Raw genomic sequence first — 18973 nt, 5'->3', positions numbered from 1 at the left:
GATCGTGCGATACCTGTTTTGAGTGATGGAGGCAAAGTGGCCGAGAGAACTGATGTCGTCTTCGTGGACGGGGTTCGCACCCCGTTCGGTCGGGCCGGCGAGAAGGGTATGTACTGGAATACCCGCGCCGACGACCTGGTGGTCAAGGCGATCACCGGGTTGATGGAACGCAATCCGAACGTGCCGGGTGAACGGATCGACGACGTCGCGATAGCCGCGACAACGCAGGCCGGCGACCAGGGACTCACGCTGGGCCGTACCGCCGCTCTGTTGGCGGGCCTGCCGGTCTCGGTGCCCGGCTTCGCCATCGACCGCATGTGCGCCGGTGCGATGACGTCGGTCACCACGATGGGCTCGGCGATCGGCTTCGGCGCTTACGACCTGGCCATCGCCGGCGGTGTCGAGCACATGGGCCGGCACCCGATGGGGGCCGGTGTCGACCCCAATCCGCGGTTCCTCAGCGAACGGCTGGTCAGCGAAGACGCCCTGAACATGGGCGCCACGGCCGAGCGGATCCATGACAGGTTCCCCGAGTACACCAAGGACCGCTCCGACCGGTATGCGCTTCGTAGCCAGCAGAAGGTCGCAGCCGCCTACGCTGCCGGCAAGATCCAGCCCGACCTGGTGTCGGTTGCCACCCGCAGCGACGCCGGCTGGGGCCTGGCGACCCGCGATGAAGCACCTCGTCCCGAGACCACCCTCGAGGGTCTGGCGGGCCTGAAGACGCCGTTCCGCCCGCACGGGCGCATCACGGCCGGCAACGCCTCCGGCCTCAATGACGGCGCCACCGCGTGCCTGCTGGCCAGCGGAGCGACCGCCAAGGAACTCGGCCTCAGCGTGAAGATGACGATGGTGAGCTTCGCCTTCGCCGGTGTCGAGCCCGAGGTGATGGGACTTGGACCGGTTCCCTCCACCGAGAAGGCCCTGCGCAAGGCCGGCCTGTCCATCACCGATATCGGCCTGTTCGAACTCAACGAGGCCTTCGCCGTACAGGTCATCTCCTTCCTCGACCACTTCGGCATCGACGACGAGGATCCCCGGGTGAACGAGTACGGCGGCGCCATCGCCATCGGGCATCCGCTGGCCTCATCGGGTGTGCGCCTGATGAACCAGCTCGCCAGCCAGTTCGCGGAGCACCCCGAGGTGCGGTACGGCGTGACTGCCATGTGCATCGGGCTCGGCCAGGGCGGCACAGTGATCTGGGAAAACCCGCACTTCAACAAGAAGGCAGCCAAGCGATGACCGACACCTCCTCCGCCATGTCCACCGACTACGCCGGCGTGGACTTCAGCCCGCTCGTTGCGATCTCCGCCGACGAGGTCGTCACCCACTCCCTGGTGCGCGACGTGCCGCTGTCCGGCGGCCGCACGCTCGCCCTGCTCACCCTGGACAACGGGCGCGACCACACCCGCCCCAACACGCTGGGGCCCATCACCCTGCTGGAATTCGCCGCGACCCTGGACGAGCTGGCCGGGCGTGCGGCCCGCAGGGAGATCCACGGAGTGGCCGTGACCGGCAAACCGTTCATCCTGGCCGCCGGCGCCGACCTCAGCAAGGTGGGTGAGATCCCCTCCCGCGAGGTGGGCAAGCTACTCGCCCAACTCGGCCACCACGCGCTCGGCAAGCTCAGCACCCTCGGTGTCCCGTCCTTCGTCTTCATCAACGGACTCGCGCTCGGCGGCGGGTTGGAGATCGCCCTGAACGCCGACTACCGCTCGGTGGACGCGACGGCGCCAGCGATCGCCCTGCCGGAGGTCTTCCTCGGGCTGATTCCGGGCTGGGGCGGCTCCTACCTGCTACCCAACCTCGTCGGCATCGAGAACGCCCTCAAGGTGATCATCGAGAACCCGCTCAAGAACAACCGTACCCTCACGGGCGCCGATGCCCTGGAGCTGGGAATCGCCGACGTGATGTTCCGTTCGGTTACCTTCCTGGAGGAGTCGATCTCGTGGGCCGACGGTGTCATCGCAGGTACCACAGCCGTGTCGCGCCCGCATGTCCCCGGCAAGATCGAGCGCCTGGTCAAGTGGGATGCCGCCATCGGCATCGCCCGCAAGATGCTGACCTCCCGCATCGGCGAGGTGGCCGCATCCCCCTACGCAGCCCTCGACCTGCTCAAGGCCGCCAAGAGCGGCAGCAAGGCCGAGGCATTCGCCCGGGAGGACGACGTGCTCGCCGACCTGATCTCGGGCGACCAGTTGCCGGCCAGCATCTACGCGTTCAACCTGGTGCAGAAGCGCGCCAAGCGCCCTGCGGGGGCTCCGGACAAGGCGCTCGCCCGACCGATCGGCAAGGTCGGCGTGATCGGGGCTGGACTCATGGCCAGCCAGTTCGCGCTGCTCTTCGTGCGGCGGCTGCGCGTTCCCGTCGTGATCACCGACCTCGACCAGGCCAGGGTCGACAAGGGCGTGGCCTACATCCACGGCGAGATCAAGACCCTGCAGGACAAGGGCCGGATCAGCTCCGACGAGGCCAACCGGCTGCGGGCCCTCGTGACGGGCACCACCGACAAGGCCGACTTCGCCGACGCTGACTGGGTCATCGAGGCCGTGTTCGAAGAACTCGGCGTCAAGCAGGAGGTGTTCGCCGAGATCGAGAAGCACATCTCCCCCACCGCGATCCTGGCCACGAACACCTCGTCCCTCTCGGTGGAGCAGATCGGGGCGAAGCTTGAGCATCCGGAACGGCTCGTCGGGTTCCACTTCTTCAACCCTGTGGCAGTGATGCCGTTGATCGAGGTCGTCAACACGCCCGCGACCGACGAGGTCACTCTCGCCACCGCGATGGTGATCGCGGCCAAGCTGCGGAAGAATGCCGTCATCACCCGGGACACCCCCGGGTTCGTGGTCAACCGGGTGCTGGCCAAGCTTCTCGGCGAGGCCATGCACGCCGTGGACACCGGCACCCCCTTCGAGATCGTCAACGGCGCCCTCTCGCCCTTCGGCCTGCCGATGACACCGTTCGAGCTTCTCGAGCTGGTCGGCCTCAAGGTGGGCGCCCACGTGCTGGACACCCACCACGCGGCCTTCCCCGACCGCTTCTTCGAAAGCACCAATCTGCACCGCCTCGCGGAGCACGGCACTATCCTGGACCGCAACGCCAAGGGCCAGGTCACCGGGTTCAACAAGGGCGCCCAGAAGATCGTGGCGGGCGGAACCACGCCGATGACCGCAGAACAGATCCTGCGGCGGGTCGAGGACGGCCTCGCCGACGAGATCAAGCGGATGCTCGACGACGACGTGGTGCACGCCCCGGAGGACATCGACCTGTGCATGCTCCTCGGTGCGGGCTGGCCGTTCCAGATGGGCGGCGTCACGCCCTACCTCGACCGGGTGGGAGCGAGTGAGCGGGTCTTCGGCGGTACCTTCCACACCCCGATGATCCGAGGCGTGAGCGCCGCCACGGCCGTCCTGAACTAGCCCAACCAGCTCAACTGTTGCCCGAACGGACAAATGCGGCCGGTGTACCGGCCGCATTTGTCCGTTTCGGGAACAGCTCCGGGTGGACCTGCCCTCGCGCGGGGCTGAGCGGGACTAGTCGCGGGGGGCGCGCCGCACGGGGACGGAGCCCGTATCTGAGCCCGTGTCTGAGCCGGCCTCGCTGCGATCGTCATCCGCCGGAAGGGCCCTGGCATGCGGCAGCTTGCTGCCCAGCACCATCGCGACGACGTCGCGAGCGATGTGCTGCGGGGTCAGACCGACGCGCTCGAGGATCTCGGCGCGGGTGCCGTGGTCGAGGAACTCGTCGGGCAGGCCCAGCTCGGTCACGGCGGTGTCCACGCCGGCTTCGCGGAGGTCCTGGCGGATGCGGGTTCCGATGCCGCCGACCCGGACGCCGTCCTCGATGCTCACCACAATACGGTGCGCGGCGGCGAGCCCGATGATGCTCTGCGGAACAGGGACCACCCAGCGTGGGTCGACGACAGTTGCACCGATGCCCTGCGCGGCGAGTCGGGCGGCGACCTCGAGGCCCATGCCGGCCATGGGGCCGACCGTCACGATGAGAACATCCTGCTGCGCGCTCCGCAGCAGTACATCGACGCCGTCGGAGAGCCGCTCGACGGCGTCATACTCGATGCCGGTACTGCCCTTGGGGAAGCGCAGCACGGTGGGCCCGTCATCGACCACGACGGCCTCGGCGAGTTCTTCGCGCAGGCGCGTGGAGTCGCGCGGTGCCGCCAGACGGATATGCGGGATGACCTGGAGGATCGCGAGGTCCCACATGCCGTGGTGGCTGGGTCCGTCCGGTCCGGTCACACCAGCCCGGTCGAGCACGAAGGTGACACCCGCGCGGTGCAGGGCGACATCCATCAGCACCTGGTCGAAGGCACGGTTGATGAACGTGGCGTACAGGGCCACGACGGGGTGCAGGCCGCCGAAGGCGAGGCCGGCGGCGCTGGTGACCGCGTGCTGCTCGGCGATGCCGACGTCGTGTACGCGCTCGGGGAAGCGCTCGGCCATCTTGTGCAGTCCGGTGGGCCGCAACATCGCGGCAGTGATGGCCACCAGCTTGGGGTTGTCGGTGGCGAGGTTCAGCAGTTCATCGGCGAAGACCGAGGTCCAGGAGGGGGCGCCGGCGGATTCGGTGGGCTCGCCCGTCTCGGGGTCGATCACGCCGACGGCGTGGAACTGGTCGGCCACGTCCTGGACCGCCGGGTCGTAGCCCTTGCCCTTCTGGGTGATGGTGTGCACGATAACCGGGGCGCCGTACTCCTTGGCCTGGGTGAGCGCCTCGAGCATGGCTTCCATGTCGTGGCCGTCGACCGGCCCGATGTACTTGATGTCGAGGTTGGAGTACAGGGCCTCGTTGTTGGAGAACCGGCTCAGGAAGCCGTGCAGGCCGCCGCGCACGCCGCGGAAGATCGCCCGGGCCGGAGCGCCCATGTGGTCGAAGGCCTGGCGGCTGGTGATGTACGCCGCCTTGTAGCTGCGGCGCAGCCGCACCGTGTTGAGAAACCGGGCCATGCCGCCGATGGTGGGCGCGTAGGAGCGGCCGTTGTCGTTGATGACGATGATGAGCCGGCGGTTGTTGTCGTCGCTGATGTTGTTCAGCGCTTCCCAGGTCATGCCGCCGGTGAGGGAGCCGTCGCCGACGACGGCGATGACGTTGCGGTCGCTCTGCCCGGTCATCTCGAACGCACGGGAGATGCCGTCGGCCCAGGACAGCGAACTCGACGCATGCGAGCTCTCCACGATGTCGTGTTCGGACTCGGACCGCTGCGGGTAGCCGGCGAGGCCGCCGGTCTGGCGGAGGCGGCTGAAGTCCTGCCGACCGGTGAGCATCTTGTGCACGTAGGACTGGTGCCCGGTGTCGAAGACGATGGCGTCGCGGGGCGAGTCGAAGATGCGGTGGATGGCGATGGTCATCTCGACCACGCCCAGGTTCGGCCCCAGATGCCCACCGGTCTTCGAGATCTCCGCGACCAGGAAGGCGCGGACCTCGGCGGCCAGCTCGACGAGCTGTTCCTTCGTGAGACCGTCGAGGTCCCTGGGACCGTGGATCGTCTCCAGAAGGGTCATGTGGCCAGCCTTTCACGATATTGGAGCCCGAACGAGCACCGCCGGAACGCAGAACTGGCGCGCAGTTCGGATTCCCCGAGTCTACGCGCCAGCCCACCGCTGTCTCTGCGAATTCCCGGTTAGGCCACCAGGGAGCGCAGCACGTACTGCAGGATGCCGCCGTTGCGGTAGTAGTCGGCCTCACCGGGGGTGTCGATGCGCACGACGGCGTCGAACTCGACGACGGCCTTGTCCGGTGCCGAGTGCGCCGTGGGGGTCGCGACGACGTGCACGGTCTTGGGCGTCGTGCCCGCGTTGAGTTCCTCGAGGCCCGTGATGGAGACGCTCTCGGTGCCGTCCAGGCCCAGTGACGCCCAGCTTTCGCCGGCCGGGAACTGGAGCGGGACAACGCCCATTCCGATCAGGTTGGAGCGGTGGATACGCTCGAAGCTCTCGGTGATGACGGCCTTGACGCCCAACAGGCTGGTGCCCTTGGCCGCCCAGTCGCGGGACGACCCGGAGCCGTACTCCTTGCCGCCGAAGATCACCAGGGGCGTTCCGCCCGCCTGGTAGTTCTGACTGGCGTCGTAGATGAACGACTGCGGAGCATCCGGCTTGGTGAAGTCGCGGGTATACCCGCCCTCGACGCCGTCGAGCAGCTGGTTGCGCAGCCGGATGTTGGCGAAGGTACCGCGGATCATGATCTCGTGGTTGCCGCGACGCGAGCCGTAGGAGTTGAAGTCGCCGCGTTCGACGCCGTGCTCCATCAGGTACGCGCCCGCCGGGCTGTCGGCCTTGATGTTGCCGGCCGGGGAGATGTGGTCGGTGGTGACCGAGTCGCCCAGTTTCGCCAGCACCCGCGCGTCGACGATGTCGGAGACCGGAGTGGTCTCCAGCGTCATGCCGTCGAAGTACGGGGGCTTCCGCACGTAAGTGGACTCGGGGTCCCACTGGAACACCTCGCTGTCGGGCGTGGGCAGGGAGCGCCAGCGCTCGTCCCCGGCGAACACTTCACCGTATTCCTTGGTGAACATGGCCGTGTCGATGGAGCTGTCGATGGTGGCCTGCACCTCGGCGGAGTCGGGCCAGATGTCCTTCAGGAACACCTCGGTGCCGTCGCTGCCGACGCCGAGAGCGTCGGTGTCGAAGTCGAAGTTCATCGACCCGGCCAGGGCGTAGGCGATGACCAGCGGCGGGCTGGCCAGGTAGTTCATCTTGACGTCTGGACTGATCCTGCCCTCGAAGTTGCGGTTGCCCGAGAGCACGGCTGTGACGGCGAGGTCGTTCTCGTTGATCGCGGCGGACACCTCGTCGATGAGCGGACCGGTGTTGCCGATGCACACCGTGCAGCCGTAACCGACGGTGTAGAAGCCCAGGGCCTCGAGGTCACCCGTGAGGCCGGCCTTGGCGTAGTAGTCGGTGACGACCTTGGAGCCGGGAGCCAGGGTGGTCTTGACCCACGGCTTGGACGTGAGGCCCTTCCGCACCGCGTTGCGGGCAAGCAGGCCCGCGGCGAGCATGACCGAGGGGTTGGAGGTGTTGGTGCAGCTTGTGATGGCCGCGACGGCCACGGCGCCGTGGTCGAGGGTGTACTGAGCACCATCCGCGGTGGTGATCGGCACCGGGCTCGACACCGAGACGGGAGCGTGGCTCACGTGCTGGTGGGAGATCTGGTGAGCGGTCTGCTCGTCCTGGGCGGTGAATCCGATGGGGTCTGACGCCGGGAATGACGCCTCGACGGCGGCATCCACCATGGACAGGTCGTGGGTGGCGTAGTTCTGCAGGTCGATCTCGAACTGGCTCTTGGCGTTGCTGAGTTCGACCCGGTCCTGCGGGCGCTTCGGGCCGGCGATGGAGGGCACGACGGTGCCGAGGTCCAGCTCCAGGTATTCGCTGAAGACGGGCTCCTGTTCCGGGTTGTGCCAGAGGCCCTGGAGCTTGGAGTAGGCCTCGACCAGGGCCACCTGGTCCTCGCTGCGGCCGGTGAGGCGCAGGTAGCCCAGGGTGACGTCGTCGATGGGGAACATGGCGGCCGTGGAGCCGAACTCCGGGCTCATGTTGCCGATGGTGGCGCGGTTGGCCAGCGGGACCTGGGCGACGCCCTCGCCGTAGAATTCGACGAACTTGCCCACGACGCCGTGCTTCCGCAGCATCTGCGTGATGGTGAGCACGACATCCGTGGCCGTGACGCCGGCGGGGATGGAACCGTTGAGCTTGAAGCCGACGACCTTGGGGATGAGCATGGAGACGGGCTGGCCGAGCATGGCCGCCTCGGCTTCGATGCCGCCGACGCCCCAGCCGAGCACTCCGAGGCCGTTGACCATGGTGGTGTGCGAGTCGGTGCCGACGCAGGTGTCCGGGTAGGCGCGGAGGACGCCGCCCACTTCCCGGGTGAAGGTGACGCGGGCCAGGTATTCGATGTTGACCTGGTGCACGATGCCGGTTCCCGGCGGAACGACCTTGAAGTCGTCGAAGGCGGTCTGGCCCCAACGGAGGAACTGGTAGCGCTCGCCGTTGCGCTCGTATTCGATCTCGACGTTGCGTTCGAGGGCGTTGTCGCTGCCGAAGAGGTCGGCGATCACGGAGTGGTCGATGACCAGCTCGGCCGGGGCGAGCGGGTTGATCGTGTTGGGGTCGCCACCGAGGTCGGCGACGGCCTCACGCATGGTGGCGAGGTCGACGATGCAGGGAACACCGGTGAAGTCCTGCATGATCACGCGGGCCGGCGTGAACTGGATCTCGGTGTCGGGGTCAGCGGTCGGCACCCAGGAACCGAGGGCGCGGATGTGTTCCGCGGTGATGTTCGCACCGTCTTCGGTGCGGAGCAGGTTCTCCAGCAGGACCTTGAGGCTGAACGGCAGCTTCTCGAATCCCTCGACGGCGTCCAGGCGAAAGACCTCGTAGTCCGTCGAACCGACGCGCAGGGTGTCCCGAGCTCCAAAACTATTTACAGCAGACACGATGTCCTCTCCTTCGTGGAAACCGACGGGATCCCGTCCGCAATCCTCAATCCTGACCAAGTGACGCCCGCTTCTGCCAGCAAGGGTAGCCTTACCGCGCAGTGCCTGCGCCGCTGGGATGACCCACGGGCGAACCGGGGCAGCCACCGTCGCCAAACTATCTTGACGTCGAGATAACAATAGCACCGATGGGGTCCCCCGCCCGGGCGACACGGCGCCCGAACAGGTTTGCCGGCGCGGGTGTGGCGGGACTAGTCGCTGGACTCCTGCGCGGCCGTCGCCGCATAGACCGAGCGCACCATCAGCCAGGACAGTACGAGCAACGGCGCATAGAGCGGAATCCCCATCAACAGCTTGGTCGCGCCCAGCCACTCGACGTTCCCGGCGTAGTACAGGGGAAGCTGCACCGCGAGGCGGAGGATGAACAGGCCGGCCCACATGAAGGTGAGGATGGTCATCACCCGGCGTTTGGACGGGTCGGAGCGCCAGGCGAGTTGCTCCCCCATCAGGAACCCGACGGCCACACCGATGAGGGGCCAGCCGACGAGGGCCGACACCAGGAGCACGGTGCCGTACACGCCGTTGGTCCAGAACCCGGGCAGGTAGAAGTCCTCGGCGCGACCGGTGAGCAGAGCGAGCACCGCACTGATGGCGATGCCGACCAGCCCGCCGACGGCCTGCGTGACGGTCTGCTTGCGGGCCAGCCGGAGTGCGAAGAAGACCAGGCCGATGAGCACCGGAGCGACCAGGGACGGGATCAGCTCCCGGGTGAACGTATACGTGACCAGGAAGACCAGACCGGGCAGCACGGCCTCGACCAGACCGCGGATTCCGCCCATGGCGGCCAGGAGGGCGTGGCCGCTGATCGGCTCGCCGTCGGCGGCCGGACTGAATCCGGCGCGCCGGGCGGCGGCGGCCATCCCGTCGGCGAGTGCGCTGCCTGCCGTCGGTTCCGTCGGGGCCGCCGCCGGCGTCTCTGCGGCGACGGAGGCTGCCCCATCGTCGGGCGTGGACTGGTCGGGCTCGGGCCGGGAGGTGGAATCCGTCATCATGGGGGCTTTCGGTGAGGTGTCGGACGGTGTGTCGAACGGTGGCCGCACGCCGGTCGGCTCCGAGCGGGTGCTTAGGCGCCGCTGGGCTCGGGGTTGCCGGCCGGGGTCGCCGGCATTCGCAGCGGAATCAGGTCACGCGGCGGCATGGGGGCAGAACCGCGCACGACAACGATGCTGCGGAAGAGGTCTTCGATCTGCGCGGCGGCATCCGGGTTGATGGCACCCTCGCCGGCGATGACACCGCGGAGGAACCAGCGCGGGCCGTCCACGCCGATGAAGCGGGCCAACCGGGTGGTCCCACTCGGGCCCTGGCCGGCGGCTACAGGGATCTCGGCGACGAGCTCAGGGCCGAACGGACCCTCCCGCGGCGTGGTCGAACCACCCTGGCGGGCGATCTGGTCGGCGATCTGGCTGCGGATCTCATGCCACAGGCCACTTGAGCGCGGTGCCGCGAACGGCTGGACCTGCAGGGTGGAACCGGCGTAGTCCAGGCCGATGGCCACGACGCGCTTGCTGCCCTCTTCGATCTCGAGACGCAGGTGCAGGCCCTCGCGGGGCAGGATCTTCACGCCGCCGAGGTCGACATACGGGCGAACGGGGTTGGCCTCTGACTCGTCAAGGGGGCCGTCGACCTCGCGGTCGTCAGGGGCAGACTTCGCGTGCGGGTCCGGTGCCGGCTCGCCCTCGGTGAGCTCTGCCTCGGTGAGCTCGGACTCAGCGGGCTCGGGGCCGTCGCTGTTCGAGCCCGTGCCGGGATTCACGTTGTCACTCACAGGGTTTCTCCGCTCAGGTGGGCATCCGCCGGTGCGGACGCTGGGGAATGGGGGGCCAGGTCGGCAGCCTGCTGCGCAATGCCCGTTGAGCCGAAGCCACCGGCGCCACGAAGGCTGCCGGGCAGGCGTTCGACGGGCACGAACACGGCACGCGACACCGGCGCGACGATGAGCTGGGCGATCCGGTCGCCGGCCTGGATCTCAAAGGGGGCAGTGCTGTCGGTGTTGAGCAGGCAGACCTTGATCTCCCCGCGGTAGCCCGCGTCGACGGTGCCCGGCGAGTTCACGATGGTGATGCCGTGTTTGACGGCAAGCCCGCTGCGCGGAACGACGAAGGCGGCGTAGCCGTCGGGCAGCGCGATCGACACACCGGTGCCCACGAGGGCCCGTTCGCCGGGAGCCAGGACGAGGGCCTCGGCCGAGTGGAGATCGGCTCCAGCGTCGCCTGGATGGGCGTAAGTGGGGAGAACGGGCGCGGCTATCAGGACTTCAACGCTTTCAGACACGTGTCGAGGGTAGTGCAGAAGTCTGGTCGAATAGAGCCATGCCCGAATATCGCGAAAAACTCCGGCCGTCCCCCTGGCTGTTCGTCATCATCGCTCTCGTGATTCCCGCGAGCCTGCTGGTCTTCCTGCCGATATCGATGCTCGCGGGCGTCCTGACGGCGGCGGGGCTCTACCTCGGCAGTGCACTGCTGGTGGTCCTGGCTTCCCCGACCGTGCAGGTCTCTGGCGGCACGCTCACGGCCGGCCGGGCCACCATCGACACCGCGCTGCTGGGCGAGGCCGTTGCCTTCGACGGGGCGGATGCCACGGCCGAGCGCGGGCCGCGGCTCGACGCCCGTGCGTGGCTGCTGATCCGCGGCTGGGTCCCCGGGGTCGTGCGTATCCCGCTCGAGGATCCCACCGACCCGGCGCCGTACTGGCTGGTCTCCAGTCGCCAGCCACAGAAAATGGCCGCCGCGATCAATCGATCGCGACGGCCAGCATCAAGTAACTAAGCGCGCTTAGGCGTCGCACTCCAGGCAGACCGGGCCGAGCTTGGTCTCGTGCGACATCTGCGAACGGTGCTTCACGAGGAAGCACTCCACGCAGGTGAACTCGTCGGCCTGCGGAGGCAGGACGACGACGTCGAGGTCGAGGTCGGACAGATCGGCGCCCGGGAGGTCGAAACCACCGGGGTTGTCGGAGTCGTCAACATCAACGACACCGGACATCTTGTCGGGTACACGCTCCTTGAGGGCCTCAATCGACTCTGAGTCGTCTTCGGTCTTTCGCGGTGCGTCGTAGTCGGTTGCCATGCCCATCCATTTCATTAACGCCGATAAACGAAATCGGCGGCCATAGTTTGCAACAATCCGTTCGGAATAGCAAACCAATCACCAACCTCTCAGGTTGGCAATGGGAGCAACTTCCGGCACGCCCGCAGTATTCCCCGGAAATGACCACTCGGCATGGCAGGGTTGGGCCATCAGTGATCGCGAGAGGGCTTTCGCCATGCAGGATTTGAAAGTTATCGGAGTCGAGAACGGCGCGCTGCTTGCAGCGTCAGAGGATGGTGATCGTTTCAGGATTCCCATCGACGCGGTTCTCCAGTCCCGGCTTCGCCAAACCCAAACGGATTCGTCCGTCCGACCCAAGTTGTCGCCCCGGGAAGTGCAGGCCCACATCCGGGCGGGCATGTCCGCCGAGGACGTGGCTGCCGTGACCGGTGCGTCGCTGGACTTCGTGCGCCGCTTCGAGGGCCCTGTGGTCGCCGAACGGGAGTACATCGTCTCCTCTGCGCTGAGCGTGCCCGTGCACACGGCGGTCGAACCCGACCCAGGCGATGAACCGGCCACCTTCGGCAGCGTCATCCGCGAACGCCTCGCCTCACTCGGCGCCTCGAACGAGCGCTGGGCGAGCTGGAAAGAACCGGGCGCCGGCTGGATCGTCAAGCTGGCCTTCACGGCCGACGACATCGATCACGATGCCCGTTGGGGTTTCGAACCGAAGAAGAACGCGCTCGCTCCCATCGGCAGCGAGGCCATCGCGCTCTCCCAGCAGGGTGAGCTCAAGGGCGCCCTGATTCCCCGACTGCGCGCCGTGGGAGCCGAGACCAGCCTGGCCGACGTCAGCCGCTTCGACAGCGGCGCGTTCACGTTCAAGGAATCTCTGGCCGACGACATCCTCAATGACACCGCGCCGCTGCACGACCTGGTGCCCTATGCCCGCTCCGCCGGCACGACGGAAGCCGTGTCCAAAGCCGCGATCAAGCGCGCCGACGAACCGGCGCAGAGCCTGAGTGAGACGGCCGACCTGCTGGAGTCCCTGCGCCGTCGCCGTGGCGAACGCGAGGCCGCCGCCGTCGAGGCCCCAGCGGCTGCCGCCGTGCCCGTAGGCCGCTCGGCGGATCGCGCGCCGCTGGAGACCGGTATCCGTCTGGTCGACGAGGCCGCCAAGGCCCCGTCGCCTCAGCCACCCGCAGAAGGTGCACCCGATCCAGTTCCGGCCCGGCCGGATGCCGCGCGCAATGTCTGGGCCACCCAGGCAGCGACGGGACAGGCAGCCACCGGCCAGCCACGCACCGGTCAGACCGGCCGGCGCGGTCGTGCCTCGATGCCCAGCTGGGACGAGATAGTGTTCGGTGCCCGCACCGACGACGACCTCGCCTGAGAGCGACCGCGTCTATGAACCACCTCGCCCGCTGACGGCTGTGCACGGGACGGGCTGACCTGGGTGTTGCCCTGCGGATCCGGTGCGTTCGGCCCTAGACTGCCGAGCTATGACGCGAGCTTCGAGTTCAGACATCGTGCGCCGGCGCCTGGTCAGCCAGTCGCTGACCGGTTCGCCGGTGCTCCCCGTCTCTGGCGCCGTGCCGGCTGCCGGCGACAGGGATGCCGGCGAGGGCGCTGTCGCGGTCGTCGAACGGATGCTCGCTCTGCAGGCCCAGGACCTGCGCTGGGCCAAATGGGCCGTGGCCGTGCGCTCCCCCGGCACCACCAGCGCAGACGTCGACCGACTGATCGATTCCGGCCGGATCGTGCGCTCATGGCCAATGCGCGGCACGCTGCACCTGGTTCCCGGACGGGACCTGGGCTGGATGCTGGAGCTCACCACGCCGAGGCTCTGGTCGGGTGCCGCCACTCGCCGGCGCGACCTCGGCCTGGATGAGTCCATTATCGAGCACGCCAGACAGGTGGCCGTTGACGCCCTGATCGGCGGACGGGAGCTGTCCCGCTCGGCGTTCATGGAGCTTCTGGAACAGAACGGTATCAGCGCCGCCGGGCAACGCGGCTACCACCTCATCTGGCACCTGGCCCAATCGGGCACCTTATGCTGGGGCCGCCAGCTCGACTCGCAGCAGATGCTCGTACTGCTGGACGAGTGGGTTCCCCGGCCGCGTCGCCTCGAGCGTGACGAGGCTCTGGGCGAGTACCTGCTGCGCTATCTGGTCGGCCACGGCCCGGCCCCGCTGACCGACTTCATCTGGTGGTCGCAGCTCACCACGGCGGACGCCAAGATCGCCCTCGCCGTCGCGGCCCCGCACCTGGTGGAACTCGAGGTGGACGGAGTACGCCATCTGCTTCCCCGGAGCACCGACACGACAGCGCTCCCCCGCGCCGCGCCCGGACGGGGCCCTGCGGCCGTATTGGCGTTGGCCGGTTTCGACGAGTACCTGCTGGGCTACCGGGAACGCAACCTGGCGATCGAGCCCGAGAAGTTCACCTGGGTCGTCCCGGGCAAGAACGGGATCTTCCTACCCATCCTGGTTCGAGGCGGGCGCGTGATCGGCACCTGGCGCCGGGAGTGGCAGCCCCGGCGGGTGACCGTCCAGCCCCAGCCCTTCCTCCCGTTCTCCGACGTGTCGGCACGGAGCGCCGACCGTGCCCTGCACGAATACGCGCGATTCCTCGGCCGCCCCGTGCACGTCCTCCCGGCCGCCACCACGCCGGAACCGCCGGAGCCGGTCGGCTGAGGCAGTGGCGGACCGGTTCGACCCTGGCCGGCTTGTACCCTATGACAGTGCGAATAACGGCCAACCTGCGAGTGTCCAGACGGATCCCGCTTCTGCAGACCCTCAAGACGTCGGTCGCGGTGGCCCTGGCCTGGATCATCTCGCAGTGGCTGCTGCCGGGTGAGCTTCCCATCTTCGCCGCGATGGCGGCCATCTTCGTGGTGCAGCCCAGCGTCAACCAGTCCCTCGGGCGGGCACTCGAACGCAGCCTCGGCGTCGTCGGTGGAGTCCTGGTGGCCCTGGCCATCGGCCTGCTCTTCGGGCAGTCCAGCTGGATCGTGCTCTCGGCCATCGTGCTGTGCATCCTGCTCGCGTGGGCGCTCAAGCTCTCGCCGGGCTCCGCCAACCAGATCCCGATCAGCGCGATGCTCGTGCTCACCCTGGGAGCGGCGACGCCGACCTACGCCAGGGATCGCATCATCGAGACCATCCTCGGCGCCGCCATTGCCGTCATCGTGAACGCCCTCATCGTGCCGCCCGTGCTCCTCACCCCCGCGCACGATGCCGTCACCCGGCTCACGCTGGAGATCGCCGCGACCTTCGACCGGGTAGCCAACGCGTTGCTGAGTCCGCAGAAGTACTCCGACCTCGAGTCCCTGATGATCCAGGCCCGCTTGCTGCGGCCGATGCTGGCCAAGGCCGAACGGGCGATCAGCCAGGCCGAGGAGAGCCTCACTCTCAATCCGCGTCAGGCACGGCACCGGGAGGTGCTCGACGCCGACACCGAGCTCTACACGCGACTGGTGCCGTTGGTCACCCGTGCTCTGGGGATGACCCGCGCGCTGCGTGACCATTACGACGACTCGTTGCACCTGGAGCCCACCGTGCAGGCCTTCTCCATCGAGCTGGAACGCGCGGCCCACGACCTGCGTCTGCTGACCGTGCTGCCGGAGTCGCCCGCCGCCACCTCCGTGCCGCCCACCGTGGAGCCGCCCGCGCTCACCGCGCCCCTGATGATCACGACGCCGCATCCGCAGCACTGGATCCTGATCGGGGCCCTCATGGAGGACCTGCGCCGCGTGCGCGAGGAGATCACCGGCGAGTAGGCTGCCGGCATGCCGAGCGTGCCCCCTCCTCCCGAGCCGAACGACCCGGACGCCTTCCCCGGCCCGCAACGGGGCCCTGGAGGCCGGAACGCACGCTCGCCACGGACCGGGCCGGACCGGCGCACCGTGCTCGCCACCCGGCGGCTGGAGTCCTACACGGACGGGGTGTTCGCCATCGCGGCGACCCTGTTGGTGTTGAACCTCTCGGTGAGCGGGATCGGCGTGGTGCACTCGAACGCCGAGCTTGTGCACCAGGTGCAGGCCCTGCTTCCCAGCGTCCTGAACGTCGTGATCAGCTTTCTGCTGCTCGGTCTGCTCTGGCTCATCCACGTGCGGCAGTTCGAGTTCATCCCCCGGGTCGACACCACCATCATCTGGCTGAACAACCTGCGCCTGCTCGGGGTGGTGCTCGTGCCGTTCACGACGAGCCTCAACGACGAGTTCAGTCGGTACCTGCTCGGCCGCACCCTGCTCCCGGTGAACTTCTTCCTGATCCTCTTCATCAGCACCTGGCAGTGGTTCCATGCCAGCTCGCCCCGCCGCAGGCTGGTGCAGGGCGCCTCTCCCGAAGCCGTGCACAACGGCAGGGTCAACTCGGCCAGCGCGCTGGTGCAGGCCTTCTGTGTGGTCCTGTTGGCGACGGTGTGGGGCTCCGCGGCGTTCCTCGTCTTCGCTCTCGATCCGGTGATCGCTCTCGCCCTGCGGCGACTTGGAGTCCTCAAACCGACGCCGGACGGTGCGGTCGTCGGCTGAATCCGCCCGGACACACGAAACGGGGACCCCACCAGGTGGGATCCCCGTTCAGCGGACTGGGTTACGCCTGGAGGGCGCCCTGCAGTTCGAGGGTGATGGTGACCTTGTCGCCGAGCAGCATGCCGCCGGTCTCGAGGGCTGCGTTGTAGGTGAGGCCGAAGTCCTCACGGTTGATCTCGGCCTTGGCGGTAGCGCCGAACTTGTAGTTGCCGTAGGGGTCCGAACCGAAGCCACCGAAGTCGAAGTCGAAGGTAACCGGCTTGGTGACGCCCTTGATGGTCAGGTTGCCGTCGACGAGGTAGTCGCCCTTCACCAGACGCACGCCGGTCGACACGAAGTCGATGGTCGGGTAGGTCTCGGCGTCGAAGAAGTCGCCGGTGCGCAGGTGGCCGTCGCGGTTGGGCTCGTTGGTGTTGATGGAGGCGACCGTCGCGGAGGCGGTGACGCTGGTCTCGAGGGGGTTCTCGGTGGTGACGAACGTGGCGTCGAACGACTCGAAGGTGCCCTTGACCTTGCTGATCATGATGTGACGGATGCTGAAGCCGACCGCGCTGTGGGTGGGGTCGATGGTCCAGGTTCCCGCTTTGTAGCCGGGGATGGTGATGATGTCGGTGTCGCTCATGGTGCTCCTCAGGTCTGTGGGGCGACCGGATCCGTCACCCTCAGGTATATGCAATCGCATAGGACCTCAGGATATTCCATCGTCGGGAAGAATTTCTGTGAACGGGTCAGGAACGGCTTGGTTGACGGGACGGTCGGGAGCACGGTCGCGGGCGAAGGCGTGCGGGGAAGTAGGCTCACCGTGAAGGAGGCCGCCATGGCGCACGACGAGACTCCCCTCGCAGGGACAGGCCGGCCCGCTCAGGCACGCCCCGCCCTGGGCATCGGGGACCTGGCGCCTGAGGGAATTCTCATCCTCGCCGGCGGGCGGGCGATCCTGCTGCAGCTGGCCAACCCCGCCGTCGGGCACGGGGTGGCCCGGCACAGCGACTTCGCCGCCCGGCCGCTCGACCGGCTGACGGGCACCCTCGCATACGTGTACGCGGTCACCTGCGGAACTCCCATCGACAGGGCGGCGGCGGTTCGCCGAGTGTCGCTGGCGCACCGTCCGGTGCACAGCCCCCGAACCGTCCCTGACGGGGACCCCGCCTACAACGCGTTCGATCCGGCGCTTCAGCTCTGGGTGGCCGCCACCCTCTACGAGTCGGCCACCCGCATGCACGACCTGGTCTTCGGCCCGCTCCCCGACGACGACGCGGAGGCGGTCTACCGCGACTACGCGGTGCTGGGCACCGCCCTGCAGGTGCCGGCCGGGTTGTGGCCGCCGACCCGGCAGGACTTCGCGGAATACTGGCGGAGCGCCGGCCGCGCACTGTCGACGGATGCCACGACTCGCGCCGTCGCCGACACGCTGCTGCATCCGCGGACCGGGCCGGTCTGGCTGCGCCTGGCCATGCCGCTGGCCCGCCTGGTCACGGCCGGGCTGCTCGAGCCCGGGGAACGCGCTCTGTTCGCGCTGCCGTGGTCGCCGGGGCGGCAACGGCGCTTCAACCTTGTTCTGACGCTCCTGCGCGCGGTCTACCCGCGGTTGCCGCGGCGACTGCGGCACGCGCCGATGCGCCACTACCTGCGTGCCGCCCGGGCCCGGTCCGCCGCCGAACGTTCCGAGTCCGAGCGGCTCGGCGCCGCATCCGGCGAGATCTAGGGACGCGGCCGGCCGGGATCCGGCCTAGAAGAAGTCGTCCGGCGTGCCGGCGGCGCGAGTGACGGCGACGCTGGACAGTCCGGCGCCATCGAGCTTGGCCACCGCGACCCGGAGGCCGGATTCCATCTGGGAGGCCCACACCTCGGTCTCGCGTGCGGCCGCTTCGACGGCCTCGAGCTTGGCCAGGGCCTTCTCCTTGTCGGCTCGCTCCGTCTTGACCTGCTGGATGCTCAGGGTCACCGCGTAGTAGGCCGCCACCATCGACGCGATCGGCGTGGCGATCACGGCCAGGGCGATGATGGACTCGTTGGACACGTTCACGAAGATCATGATGATGAACGCGATCGTGAGAACGGCGATGCCCACCAGCACCACCAGCGCGGCACGCTGGGGGCCGCCGGTGCGCAGGTCGGAGATCAGCGTGCGGCTGCGGGGCCTGGCACCGCGCGACTCGGTTGTGGTCTCCGCCAGTTCGGCCTCCGACGGGGCTGTGACCGGGTCGCGGTCGAAGTCGAGGCGCTCGGTGTGCGTCTGGTCCGCTGCAGCGGTCTGCACTGGGCGGGTGCGGTCGAAGGGGTCGTAGCTCTGATCGGTCATGGTCACTCCGTCGGTGTCGGGCTAGCGGTCTGTTCTTAGCGATCGGTACTGGTCGGGTCCTCGGGCGAATCATCGAGCGAGTGCGCCGGTGTTTCTGAAGTGGAGGGTAGCGCGTCACCGGGGAGGAACACGCGTTTGTAGCTCCGCCCGTCGGCCAGCTCGACCGTGCGGCTGATCAGCCTACCCCGGGTCACCTGTAGGTAGACGGCCTGCGCGGACACCCCGAGCTGCGCCGCCGCCTCGGCCACCGAGCGGCCGGGCAGGTCGGTGGGCACGCTGCTGGGCCGGATGCTGCGCTTGCGGCCAGCGGACAGCCGCGCGGCGATCTCGTCGTCGGTGCCCTGCCAACGCCATTTGGCCGCGGTGGGCTTGAGGCCGGCCGCTTCGGCGATCTCCGGCCAGCCTGACCCGCCCGCGAGGGCGTCGCGCACGCTGCTGAGCGCGGCGGGATCGGCATCAAGGTGATGTAGCACGGCGCGGATCGCCCGCATCCGTTCCAGGGGCGGCGCGGACTCTTCGCCGTCCAGCCGGACGAGCCTGGCCAGAGCCTCGGCGCTCTGCTGGGACAGGAAGGAACCCACGGTTTTCTCCTC

General features: G+C 68.3%; 17 protein-coding genes. 8 read left to right on the top strand and 9 right to left on the bottom strand.

Annotated features, from left to right (window positions below):
* Nucleotides 1-36 precede the first annotated feature (36 nt).
* Nucleotides 37-1242: a thiolase family protein gene (locus tag DOE79_RS00620; RefSeq protein WP_120336856.1), complete on the top strand. Its 1206-nt coding sequence runs from the start codon at nucleotides 37-39 to the stop codon at nucleotides 1240-1242.
* Entirely contained in the window at nucleotides 1239-3419 is a 2181-nt protein-coding gene (locus tag DOE79_RS00615) for a 3-hydroxyacyl-CoA dehydrogenase NAD-binding domain-containing protein (RefSeq protein WP_245977049.1), read from the top strand. Before DOE79_RS00620 ends, DOE79_RS00615 begins: the two co-directional genes overlap by 4 nt.
* Before the next feature lie 114 nt (nucleotides 3420-3533).
* Here DOE79_RS00615 and dxs read toward each other — a convergent pair whose 3' ends face one another.
* The 5 genes from dxs to dut form a co-directional block, all read right to left on the bottom strand.
* On the bottom strand, nucleotides 3534-5519 hold the full coding sequence (dxs, locus tag DOE79_RS00610; protein ID WP_120336855.1) for a 1-deoxy-D-xylulose-5-phosphate synthase: 1986 nt from the start codon (nucleotides 5517-5519) through the stop codon (nucleotides 3534-3536).
* Between the two features lie 119 nt (nucleotides 5520-5638).
* The gene (locus tag DOE79_RS00605) at nucleotides 5639-8458 is read right to left on the bottom strand and encodes an aconitate hydratase (protein WP_120336854.1); all 2820 of its coding nucleotides are present in this window, start codon (nucleotides 8456-8458) and stop codon (nucleotides 5639-5641) included.
* A 251-nt stretch (nucleotides 8459-8709) separates the two neighbouring features.
* The gene (locus DOE79_RS00600) at nucleotides 8710-9507 is read right to left on the bottom strand and encodes a DUF3159 domain-containing protein (protein WP_120340070.1); all 798 of its coding nucleotides are present in this window, start codon (nucleotides 9505-9507) and stop codon (nucleotides 8710-8712) included.
* A gap of 74 nt (nucleotides 9508-9581) precedes the next feature.
* On the bottom strand, nucleotides 9582-10283 hold the full coding sequence (locus DOE79_RS00595) for a DUF3710 domain-containing protein (RefSeq protein ID WP_245977048.1): 702 nt from the start codon (nucleotides 10281-10283) through the stop codon (nucleotides 9582-9584).
* Nucleotides 10280-10789, bottom strand: coding sequence for a dUTP diphosphatase (gene dut / locus DOE79_RS00590; RefSeq protein WP_120336853.1), 510 nt, complete (start codon nucleotides 10787-10789; stop codon nucleotides 10280-10282). The genes DOE79_RS00595 and dut overlap by 4 nt, the downstream gene beginning before the upstream one ends.
* Before the next feature lie 38 nt (nucleotides 10790-10827).
* Here dut and DOE79_RS00585 point away from each other — a divergent pair, with 38 nt between their 5' ends.
* Nucleotides 10828-11283 (top strand): DUF3093 domain-containing protein, encoded by a 456-nt coding sequence (locus DOE79_RS00585; RefSeq protein ID WP_120336852.1) that lies wholly within the window; start codon nucleotides 10828-10830, stop codon nucleotides 11281-11283.
* 6 nt (nucleotides 11284-11289) lie between these two features.
* Here DOE79_RS00585 and DOE79_RS00580 read toward each other — a convergent pair whose 3' ends face one another.
* Nucleotides 11290-11583 carry a DUF4193 domain-containing protein gene (locus DOE79_RS00580; protein WP_066599570.1) on the bottom strand — a complete coding sequence of 98 codons (294 nt, stop codon included), beginning with the start codon at nucleotides 11581-11583 and terminating at the stop codon, nucleotides 11290-11292.
* Between the two features lie 196 nt (nucleotides 11584-11779).
* On the opposite strand from DOE79_RS00580, the gene sepH reads away from it, so the two are divergent.
* From sepH to DOE79_RS00560, 4 genes are all read left to right on the top strand, one after another.
* Nucleotides 11780-12937: a septation protein SepH gene (gene sepH, locus DOE79_RS00575; RefSeq protein WP_120336851.1), complete on the top strand. Its 1158-nt coding sequence runs from the start codon at nucleotides 11780-11782 to the stop codon at nucleotides 12935-12937.
* Between the two features lie 109 nt (nucleotides 12938-13046).
* Nucleotides 13047-14240 (top strand): winged helix DNA-binding domain-containing protein, encoded by a 1194-nt coding sequence (locus DOE79_RS00570; RefSeq protein ID WP_120336850.1) that lies wholly within the window; start codon nucleotides 13047-13049, stop codon nucleotides 14238-14240.
* A gap of 41 nt (nucleotides 14241-14281) precedes the next feature.
* Nucleotides 14282-15325, top strand: a complete 1044-nt coding sequence (locus DOE79_RS00565) for an FUSC family protein (RefSeq protein WP_342767932.1) — start codon at nucleotides 14282-14284, stop codon at nucleotides 15323-15325.
* A gap of 9 nt (nucleotides 15326-15334) precedes the next feature.
* A complete protein-coding gene (locus DOE79_RS00560) occupies nucleotides 15335-16078 on the top strand; it encodes a TMEM175 family protein (RefSeq protein ID WP_120336849.1) in 744 nt (247 codons plus the stop codon).
* 61 nt (nucleotides 16079-16139) lie between these two features.
* On the opposite strand, the gene DOE79_RS00555 is transcribed toward DOE79_RS00560, so the two are convergent.
* Nucleotides 16140-16700, bottom strand: coding sequence for a YceI family protein (locus DOE79_RS00555; RefSeq protein ID WP_066595801.1), 561 nt, complete (start codon nucleotides 16698-16700; stop codon nucleotides 16140-16142).
* Between the two features lie 195 nt (nucleotides 16701-16895).
* On the opposite strand from DOE79_RS00555, the gene DOE79_RS00550 reads away from it, so the two are divergent.
* Nucleotides 16896-17783, top strand: a complete 888-nt coding sequence (locus DOE79_RS00550; protein ID WP_120336848.1) for an oxygenase MpaB family protein — start codon at nucleotides 16896-16898, stop codon at nucleotides 17781-17783.
* 24 nt (nucleotides 17784-17807) lie between these two features.
* On the opposite strand, the gene DOE79_RS00545 is transcribed toward DOE79_RS00550, so the two are convergent.
* Together DOE79_RS00545 and DOE79_RS00540 are read right to left on the bottom strand one after the other, a co-directional pair.
* Nucleotides 17808-18380, bottom strand: coding sequence for a hypothetical protein (locus DOE79_RS00545; RefSeq protein ID WP_120336847.1), 573 nt, complete (start codon nucleotides 18378-18380; stop codon nucleotides 17808-17810).
* Nucleotides 18381-18415: 35 nt separating this feature from the next.
* Nucleotides 18416-18961: a hypothetical protein gene (locus tag DOE79_RS00540; RefSeq protein ID WP_120336846.1), complete on the bottom strand. Its 546-nt coding sequence runs from the start codon at nucleotides 18959-18961 to the stop codon at nucleotides 18416-18418.
* Nucleotides 18962-18973: the final 12 nt, after the last annotated feature.

This window comes from Cryobacterium soli (assembly GCF_003611035.1).
Lineage (GTDB): Bacteria > Actinomycetota > Actinomycetes > Actinomycetales > Microbacteriaceae > Cryobacterium > Cryobacterium soli.
This window is presented reverse-complemented; position numbering and strand designations above follow the sequence as displayed.